Annotated in this window: 9 protein-coding genes and 1 pseudogene; 4 read left to right on the forward strand and 6 right to left on the reverse strand. The window is 66.4% G+C overall.

The genetic code is table 11. The features are described 5' to 3' along the window. Window position 1 precedes the first annotated feature (1 nt). The 6 genes from Q0D45_RS04630 to Q0D45_RS04655 form a co-directional block, all read right to left on the reverse strand. Window positions 2–1,726 (reverse strand): cytochrome c peroxidase, encoded by a 1,725-nt coding sequence (locus Q0D45_RS04630; RefSeq protein ID WP_293389183.1) that lies wholly within the window; start codon window positions 1,724–1,726, stop codon window positions 2–4. A gap of 73 nt (window positions 1,727–1,799) precedes the next feature. Further along, window positions 1,800–2,231, reverse strand: coding sequence for a GFA family protein (locus Q0D45_RS04635; protein ID WP_293389185.1), 432 nt, complete (start codon window positions 2,229–2,231; stop codon window positions 1,800–1,802). A 48-nt stretch (window positions 2,232–2,279) separates the two neighbouring features. After that, a complete protein-coding gene (locus Q0D45_RS04640; RefSeq protein ID WP_293389187.1) occupies window positions 2,280–3,110 on the reverse strand; it encodes an FAD:protein FMN transferase in 831 nt (276 codons plus the stop codon). Further along, window positions 3,107–3,634, reverse strand: a complete 528-nt coding sequence (locus Q0D45_RS04645; RefSeq protein WP_293389189.1) for a hypothetical protein — start codon at window positions 3,632–3,634, stop codon at window positions 3,107–3,109. The genes Q0D45_RS04640 and Q0D45_RS04645 overlap by 4 nt, the downstream gene beginning before the upstream one ends. Window positions 3,635–3,668: 34 nt before the next feature. Continuing rightward, complete coding sequence (locus tag Q0D45_RS04650; RefSeq protein ID WP_366946350.1) at window positions 3,669–4,184, reverse strand: FMN-binding protein; 516 nt, start codon at window positions 4,182–4,184, stop codon at window positions 3,669–3,671. 26 nt (window positions 4,185–4,210) lie between these two features. Continuing rightward, a complete protein-coding gene (locus Q0D45_RS04655) occupies window positions 4,211–5,572 on the reverse strand; it encodes a hypothetical protein (protein ID WP_293389193.1) in 1,362 nt (453 codons plus the stop codon). A gap of 221 nt (window positions 5,573–5,793) precedes the next feature. Between Q0D45_RS04655 and dapF the strand changes: the two genes are divergently transcribed. The 4 genes and pseudogenes from dapF to Q0D45_RS04675 all read left to right on the forward strand — a co-directional run. Beyond that, a complete protein-coding gene (gene dapF, locus Q0D45_RS04660) occupies window positions 5,794–6,645 on the forward strand; it encodes a diaminopimelate epimerase (protein ID WP_293389195.1) in 852 nt (283 codons plus the stop codon). Further along, window positions 6,633–7,352, forward strand: coding sequence for a DUF484 family protein (locus Q0D45_RS04665; protein ID WP_293389197.1), 720 nt, complete (start codon window positions 6,633–6,635; stop codon window positions 7,350–7,352). Before dapF ends, Q0D45_RS04665 begins: the two co-directional genes overlap by 13 nt. 36 nt (window positions 7,353–7,388) lie before the next feature. Continuing rightward, on the forward strand, window positions 7,389–8,315 hold the full coding sequence (locus tag Q0D45_RS04670) for a tyrosine recombinase XerC (RefSeq protein WP_293389199.1): 927 nt from the start codon (window positions 7,389–7,391) through the stop codon (window positions 8,313–8,315). An 82-nt stretch (window positions 8,316–8,397) separates the two neighbouring features. Then, window positions 8,398–8,928 (forward strand): annotated as a pseudogene (locus Q0D45_RS04675) (isocitrate/isopropylmalate family dehydrogenase); the annotation flags it as partial. Between the last annotated feature and the right edge of the window lie 42 nt (window positions 8,929–8,970).

The raw sequence follows: 8,970 nt of genomic DNA on the forward strand, positions 1-8,970 counted from the left end.
CTCAGTTGTAATCCTCGTTCAAGGCCCGCAGGAACGCCGTCAGATCGGCTTGGTCCTGGGCGTTGATCGCGATGTTGGCGATCCTCGAATCGGCGTTGCGCAAATTTCCGGCAGCGGCCAGCGCCGCGCTCTGCGCGTAGAAGGCCAGGATCGCTTCCAGGGTATCGAAAGCGCCGTCATGCATGTACGGCTGGGAATCGCCGAGATCGCGCAGGCTGGGGGTCTTGAAGACGGCGACCGCGCGAGCCAGCAGCTCGGCATCGCTGATCGCATTGCAGGCGGTCGCCGACGGCGTGCTGCTGCATAGCAGGCTGCGGACAGCGTTCTGGCTGCGCGGGAAATCCTCGTTGGCGAAGACATTCCAGGCGCCCAGATCAGTGCGCCCCGGCGACCCCACGGCAGCGATCGCCCGGAACTGGCCGGCTCGCGTCGGATGCGCGCCCGTCGGCGGCAGCGCCTGATCGGCAACGGCCGGCACCGCTCTTTCGTCGAAGCTCGGAATCGCCAGCGCCCGAAAGCTGCCAGCACCGTGCGCACCGTCGTACTCGTTCTGGGTGACGCCGGTGTTGTGAAAACCGAAGTCGCTGAACTGAGGCGGCGCGTGACAGCTGATGCAGTTGCCGACGCCGCCGGCCGCGCGCTCGGCGGCACTCAGTCCGGCAACACTGTCCGCCGGCTCGCGCAGGAATACGCGCAGTCCGCGCAGCTCGGTTTCGGTGAACGCGAACGGCTGCAGGTGTAGCTGGAAGCGACGCAGCACATCGGCCGCGACGAACTGCGGGCTGCTCAGCGCATCGAGCTGGCTGCGCAGACGCCGCGCATAGTCGAGATCGCTTTCGCCGAACGCGGGGGTTGCCGGCAGCGCGTTGCGGGCCAGGAACAGGTCATACGGGGCGTTGACATTGAGACCATCGGCATTGGTGACGAAGCGCAGCTGGTCGACATACACGCCGATCAGCTGCGCGACCGCCTTGACGATCTGCTCGTCACTGGCCGTGTTGACATCGAGCCGAAACGCCGCCGGCAGCTTCAACGACGCGCTGGTGCCCGACAGCACGGCGCGGTAGCTGCCGCCAGCATCGGCAGCGAGCGCACCGAGGCCGTCGTCCTCGCGGATCACGCGGGCGATGTGAGCGATTGCCTGCGCTTCTTCGCCGGGCAACCAGCCGGTGTTGCGACCAGTCAGCGTCGCGAAAGCCAGTTCGGCAAGGCTGGTGAATTCACCGTCTGCATGCAGTACCAGCGTATTGGCGCGGGGCACTGTCGCATTGACCAGCGGCGGCGAGTTGCGAACCGTCAGCGCCGGGCCGTCACCGCGGTCGGTGATCACCGAGCGGCGGGCGAAATCGGCGTAGGTTCGGGCACCGCCTCCGGGCGTCGCGATCTGCTCGTCGACCAGATGGCACTGCCGGCAATTGATCGACTGCCCGGCGAAGGGCCCGGACAGCGGGCTGCCGAGACTCTGCAGGTTGGCGACGGCCGGATCGCCGACGGTCAGCGGCGCGTTGACGCTGGCCGGTGAGTGCGTCGCGAAAAACTGCGCGAAACGGGTTTCGAGAAACAGCCGCTCGCCGAATGCGACTTCCGGTGGATCCTCGAACTGCAGCGCCGGAGGCGGCGCCGAACCGCCGTCGCAGGCAGAAAGGGTCAGCGCTGCCAGCAGCAGCAACGGCCGCCATCCCGCAGCGATCGCCGCCGCCATCCCCGCCATCTTCCCTTGCCGCATGGTGCTCGCACTTTCCGGATTTGTTCGCTGCGACGTTAATGCAAACAAATCGCATTTACAAACATTTCACTAATTATTCCGGTCCTGCTGAGATTTTCGATGCTCGACCGGTCTGGCGACTGAGATGCGCCAGCGATTCGCCGTGCCGCTCCCAGTTCTGGCCATCGAAGGCTTCGATCTCCACCGACTCGATGCTGCCTGCTTCCAGACAGTTCAGATTCACCGAAAAGCCGTCCGGGTTCGAGCGCGGCACATAGAAGGATTTGATGCCGCAGACCTTGCAGAACAGGTGCCTGGCGACGCCGGTGTTGAAGGTATAGGTGGTCAGCTGCTGGGCTCCCTGCAGCAGCCGGAAGGCGCTTGCTGGCACGATCAGATGCAGATAGCCGCTGGGCCGGCACATCGAGCAGTTGCAGGACTGCACCAGCACCCGCGCCGGGGCTTGGACTTCGAATTGGACGGCGCCGCAATGGCAGCCGCCACGATGGATCACCGTTGTGCTCATGGTTCCAGACCTGCGCTCGATACAGACGCGCAGCTTACGGCGACGGCTTCAGTCCGCGCAGCGCTGGATCAACAACTGGGCATCGTGCTGTTCGAGCAGCGCTTCCAGCCGAGACGGCGTTGCGAACAGCGCGACCTTGGTCAGCGCATCGGCCACCAGGCAGCTGGACGCGATGGCGCTGAGGCTGTCGGCACCGGCATACGGGCTGCCACTGCGTGGATCGATCAGCGCGCTGGGTGACGAGCCGGCCGCGTAGTACGGCGCGCTGGTCGCCAGCGCCTGATCGTGAAGCTCGACGATCTGCGACCACTGCGACGGCGCCCGCGGATCGCGCAGCGCGATCCGCTGCGGTGCGAGGCCGAACACGCGCAGATCGCCGCCGGCGTTGACCTGCGCCTCCGCAATGCCGGCGGCGCGCAGCTGCTCGACCGCCAGATCGACCGCGTAGCCCTTGGCGATGCCGCCGAAATCCAGCCGCAGCGGCTGACGAAAACGAACCTGATCGCCGTCGATCCGCAGATCACGCCAAGTCGCCTGTGGCGCGGCCATCACCTCACTGGCCGGCAGCAGGCCGAGTGCAGTCAGGCGGCCGCCGACCACCGGATCGAAAGCACCGTCGCTGTCTTCGGCGAAGGCGAGTGCCGCTCGCAGCACGGTCAGCAGGCCCGGACTGACCGGAACCGCCGCCAGATGCGCGCTGCGATTCAGTCGTGACAGTTCGCTGGCCGGCTCGTGGACGCTCATCGTCCCGTGCACCGCGGCGATCGCGGCATACGCGGCTTCGACGGCAGCCAGCAGCCGGGGCGTATCGAGATCCGAAGCAACCGAAATCTCGACCAGCGTCCCGAGCCAGGGCCGCGCGCGGCGCAGCCGGTTCATTCGCTGCGCTGACGGCGGCCGATGACGATATGGACGACGAGCAGCGCCGCCAGCAGCAAGCCCGGCAGCCAGTGCAGCAGGCTGATCGCGCCGCGCAGCTGATCGCCGCCTGCGTAGTACAGACCGTAACCGCTGAGTGCGAGCAGGCCGTTCAGTGCCAGGAGCGAGTAGCCGGTCCGCCGGTTGCGATGCAAGGCCAGACCGCGCATCACGTGGACCGGCAGCAGGCTGCCGAACAGGAACAGGAAGCCCATCGCCGCCGCGCCGTGCACGGCCAAGGTCGGATGTTCCCAGGGGCTCGGCGACGGGCCGAATTCGCCTTCGACGGCGCCGTAGTAGTGCAGCAGCAACCAGGCTGCGCCACTGAGCAGCAGCAGCGCGATCGCCACATAGACGGCGCGCCGCTGCCAGTCCGGCATCCGCGCCGAGGCGATCGACGCCAGCCGCCGGGCGCGCAGCAGGAATGCCGGCACCGGCGCATCGGAATCGTGGGTGCCTGGCGGATGCCGGTGTTTGGAAGTCATCGCTGCAAGTCTACCGGCGCCTGGACGCCAGGCTTCAGGCCAGCGGCTTCAGCACCAGCGCCCAGGTCGCCAGCAGGCGACGGATGCCATCGGTGACGTGCTCGCAGGACAGCGTTGCACCACTGATGCCCTGGATGTCATCGCCGACTCGCAGTTCGTCGCCGGCCTTCTTGTTGACGAACTGCTTGCGCCAGCCCGGATAGCGGATTTCGCCGCCATGCGATTCGCGGTATTCGAGCACTTCCACCTGCTTGACCCGGCCGTCGGCATCGAGGCCGATCGCGTAGGTGATCAGCTCGCTCTTGCCGATCACCGCGTCGACCAGAAACCAGCCGCCATCGGCCGCGCGCCAGACCCTTACCAGGCTACCGCGCACCGGCACGCCGCTGGCTTTCTCGATCGCTTTCATCTGGATGGCGTCGAGCGTCAGTGGCTGCGCGGTCATCGCCGCCGCGCCGAACATCGCCTGCTGCGCGTCCTCGATCGACAGATAGACCGTCGCCCGCGCCGGCGCGCTGGCCACCAGAGCCACGAGCGGCAACAGCACGATCCGCGATGAGACGCTCACGTCTGGCCTCAATAGAACTGCAGACCGACGCCGAGGTTGAAGCGGTTGTCTTCCTTGGCGCGGCGGTACTGCTGGTAGTCCGCTTTCAGCACCAGGTTCGGCGTGATGAAGAAGCTGGTGCCGTAGGTGTACGCGGTTTCGGTCGGCCGATCGACAGCGCCGAAGCCGGGCGGCTGGCCGGCGTAGTCGGAGCCGGTGTTGAAACGCTCGTAGCGCAGGAACGGTGTCAGCGCGTAATCGCCGGCTCGCCAGACGCGGTAGGCGCCCTGCACCAGCCAGCCGAAATAGGCTTTCGGAATCGGCGTCAGCGCGCCGGCATTGGCCAGGTTCAGCGCCGCGGTATCGCTGAAACCGCCGTGGGCGTACAGCGTCTGCAACTGCAGCGGGCCTTGCGTGTAACGGGCATGAGTTTCCCAGAGCGTGAAGCGCGGGCTGGCGGTGACGCCGACATTCTGGTTCTGGCCGACTTCGCCGGTGAACACGCTGCCGCCGAAATTGACGCCGGTGATGCCGTCGTAATTCAGCGACACGTACTGGGCGAGATCGGACGCGCGGCTGTTGGCGAGTTCGCCGTGAATCGAGCCGAGCGGCGAGTAAGCGCCTTCCGGCGAGGCGTAATCCCAGTTCGACAGATTGAAACTGGTGGTCAGGCCGACGTCGTAGCTGAGCCCGAACGGCGTGCGGCCGTACAGCGAGATGCCGCCTTCACGTTCCGTCGACGGGATGATTCGCGTCTCGACGTTGTTGCGCTCGACGCCGAAATAGCGGGTTGGCTCGTGCGCGGTGTTCAGGTAGCCGATCGGGATCAGGATCAGGCCGACCTTGGTGCTGAGGTAATCGTTGAAGCGGTGGTCGATGTAGAACTGCTCGACTTCGAATTCGCCGCCGTCCTCGGCCGACACCACGGTGTTCTCGGTCTCGAACTCGGAGACGAAGCTGGTGCTGTCGTTGAAGCGGTAGCCGATGCCGAACACGGCGCGGCGCACGGTGGCTTCGGTGCGGCTGGCGTCGTGGTCGTAACGGCTGAAGTTGACCTCGCCGTAGCCGGACAGGAAGGCTTCCTTGTGCTCGGCGGCAGCGCGGGCGTCCTGGCGGGTCGGCTGGGCCGAGGGATCTGCCGCCGCCGTCGCGGCTGGGGCCGCAGCGGCCGGCGCGGCGGCTGCTTCGGCTCGCTCCGCCTTCAGCGCTTTCAGTTCCGCCTGCAGCGCTTCGAGCTGCTTGGCCAGCGCATCCACCTTCTGCTCCAGCACTTCCTGCTGGGTCGCGGCCATCGCTGGCAGAGACAGCGCCGCCAGCATGGCGGCAGAGACAGCGAGCGTGAATTTCCCGGGCAGTTTCCGGGAAAGCACCGTCGGCGGGTTCAGCGGCATCGGGAGCAGGGTCCTGAGTGGTTCGGCTACTGGTCACCTTGCCGTGCGGAGGGCGCAGTGAAGTTTTGGTAAATCTGAAGTCAATATTAGATGATAAGGATTCTTGTTATCAAACGACATCCATTCCGCCCGCCCTCTCGAGGCCTCTCCGTCGCCCGGCGAAGCGCCGGTTCTGCACGCTCGGCCATGACAGGTTCGGCCTAAGCCGCTACGCTGGCTGGATGCCTCCAAGCACATTCCCATTCACCAAGATGCAGGGCCTCGGGAACGATTTCGTCGTCATCGACGCCACCACCCAGCCATTCCAGCCGGATGCCGCGCTGCTGAGCCGCCTGAGCGATCGCCGTTTCGGCATCGGTTGCGATCAGGTGCTGGTGGTCGATCCCGCGCCGTCGGCCGCGGTCGACTTCGGCTACCGCATCTACAACGCCGATGGCTCGCAGGTGGGCCAGTGCGGCAACGGCGCGCGTTGCCTGGCGCGCTTCGTCGCCGATCACGGCCTGAGCAGCAAGCGCGCGCTGCGCGTGCAGACCACCAGCGCCAGCCTGGAACTGCGCCTGCTCGACAACGGCGAAGTCACCGTCGACATGGGCGCGCCGCGCTTTGCGCCGTCCGAAATCCCGCTGGCCGCCGACGCCCGCGCCGCGCATTACGAAGCCACATTTGCCGATGGCAGCCGCGTCCGTTTCGGTGCCGTCGGCATGGGCAATCCGCATGCTGTGATCTTGGTCGACGATGTCGATAGCGCCGAAGTCGGACGGATCGGCCCGCTGCTGCAGGCGCATGCGCTGTTTCCGGAATCGGTCAACGTCGGCTTCCTGCAGGTCATCGATGCGACTCACGCCAGACTGCGCGTCTACGAGCGCGGCTCCGGCGAAACCCTGGCCTGCGGCAGCGGTGCCTGCGCGGCCTTTGCCGTCGCCAGAAGCTGGGGCCTGCTCGATAGCCGCGCCGAACTGTCGCTGCGAGGTGGTCTGCTGAATCTGGAATGGGATGGCCTCGATGCGTCGCCGGTGCTGATGACCGGCCCCGCCACCACGGTTTTTGAAGGGAGATTCGAGTGGTCGATCTGACCGAAACCAGCGCGCCGGCTCCGGCCGAAACCACCGTGACGCTGCCGGACGAGGCGCAGGTGATCGCCTATCTGAACCGCGATCCGCTGCTGTTGACCCGCCATCCGCAACTGCTGGAGCAGATCGAGATCACCCACGCGGCCGGTTCGGCGGTGTCGCTGATCGAGCGTCAGGTGGATCTGCTGCGCGGCCGCAACCAGCGGCTCGAAGCGCGGCTGGAGAAATTGCTCGACAGCGCCAAGGCCAACGAGGCGCGGGCCGACAAGGTGCTGCGCCTGAGCCTGAGCCTGATCCGCGCGCCCTCGCTGGCGGCGATCGTCGCGGCGCTGAAGGCCTCGATGAAGGACGATTTCGACATCGACGACGTTTTCCTCGGCCTGCATGCGCCGGCTTATCGGCGCCATGACATCGACGGCATCGTGCCGATCGAAGCCAATGGCGCGATCGCCCGCGCCTACGACAATTTCCTGCGCACGCGGCTGATCGACTGCGGCCCGATCGAGCCGGACAAGACCAAGCTGCTGTTCCCGAAAGCCGATGTGCTGATCGCTTCGGCCGCCGTGGTGCCACTGGAGAAGGACAAGCATCTCGGCTTCATCGCGCTCGGCTCGCGCGAGCTCGAGCGCTTCCTGCCGCGGCAGGGCAAGCTGTTCCTGGAAATGACGGCGGAGCTGGTATCCGCCGCCGTCCGCGCACGGATGAGCTGAACGAGCATCAACCTGCCAGCTGCCAGTTCCGAATCGATGGGCGATGCGCTGAGCGACGCGCTTGCCCGTTATCTGCGCCACCTGACCGTGGAGCGGCAATCGCCGAAGACGACCACCAGCGCGGTCGCCCGCGAATGCGGGTTCTTCCTGGCCTACTGCCGCGAATGCGGCATCAGCGAGCCGGCGAAAGTCGATATCCACACGGTGCGCGGCTTTCTGACCCGCAGCCATCGCAAGGGCCTGCAGCCGCCGACCCTGCGTCGTTACCTGTCCTGCGTCCGCGGCCTGTTCCGTTTCCTGATCCGCAACGGCGAGCTGGACCACAACCCGGCCACCGGCGTGCGCGGCCCGAAAGGCGCGCGGGTACTGCCGAAAGTGATTCACGCCGAAGACCTGGGCGCTGCACTCGATGCGCCGGCGAACACGGCGTTCGAGCGCCGCGACCGGGCGATGGTCGAGCTGTTCTACAGCGCCGGCCTGCGTCTCGCCGAACTGCATCAGCTCGATGTGCCGCCGGATGCCGCGAACGGTTTTCCTGACCAACTGCGGGTGATCGGCAAGGGCAATCGCGAACGGATCACGCCGGTCGGCAGCCATGCGCGCGCCGCACTCGATGCCTGGCTGCGGGATCGCGCGACAATCGCCTCCATCGGCGAACGCGCGCTGTTCACCGGCCCGCGCGGTGGCCGCCTAGGTCGCACCCAGATCGGCACCGCGCTGCATGCCTGGGCGCAGCGCACCGGGCTGCCGGCGCATCTACATCCGCACAAGCTGCGCCATTCGTTCGCCACCCATCTGCTCGAAGGCAGCGGCGATCTCAGAGCCGTGCAAGAGTTGCTCGGCCACGCCCGCCTGGCCACCACGCAGATCTACACCCAGCTCGACTGGAAGCGCCTCGCCACCGTTTATGACCAGGCCCATCCGCGCGCACGCCGGAAACCGTCCGCGCCGGATACCGATTAGCACATCGATCCAGCAATCCCGGCGCAAAGCTTGCTGCGCAAATTTCGCTTGCCAATACCCTCCCCCCTCGCAGAGTCCCCCCATGACCATCGCCCGCATTCCCGCCACACTGATTCCCGGAGACGGCATCGGCCCTGAAATCGTCGACGCCACGCTCGCCGTGCTCGATGCCCTGGAAGCGCCGTTCGACTGGGACACGCAGATCGCCGGCCTGGCGGGCGTCACCCTGGAAGGCGATCCATTGCCAAAGGCCACGCTGGATTCGATCCGCCGCACGCGCCTGGCGCTGAAAGGCCCGCTGGAAACCCCGAGTGGCGGCGGCTATCGCTCATCGAACGTTCGCCTGCGCGAGGAATTCCAGCTGTACGCGAACCTGCGGCCAGCGCTGACGCTGATTCCCGGCAAGCGCTACGAGAACATCAATCTGGTGGTGGTGCGCGAAAACATCGAAGGCCTGTACATGGGCTACGAGCATTTCATCCCGATCGACGGCGACCCGCACGCGGTCGGCATGTCGACCGGCATCAACACCCGTCAGGGCTGCCGGCGCATCCTCGAATACGCCTTCGATTTCGCCATTGCCACCGGCCGCAAGAAGGTCACGGTGGTGCACTAGGCCAACATCATGAAGGCGCTGACCGGCATCTTCCTGGAG

It is taken from the genome of Nevskia sp., assembly GCF_023266035.1.
Lineage (GTDB): Bacteria > Pseudomonadota > Gammaproteobacteria > Nevskiales > Nevskiaceae > Nevskia.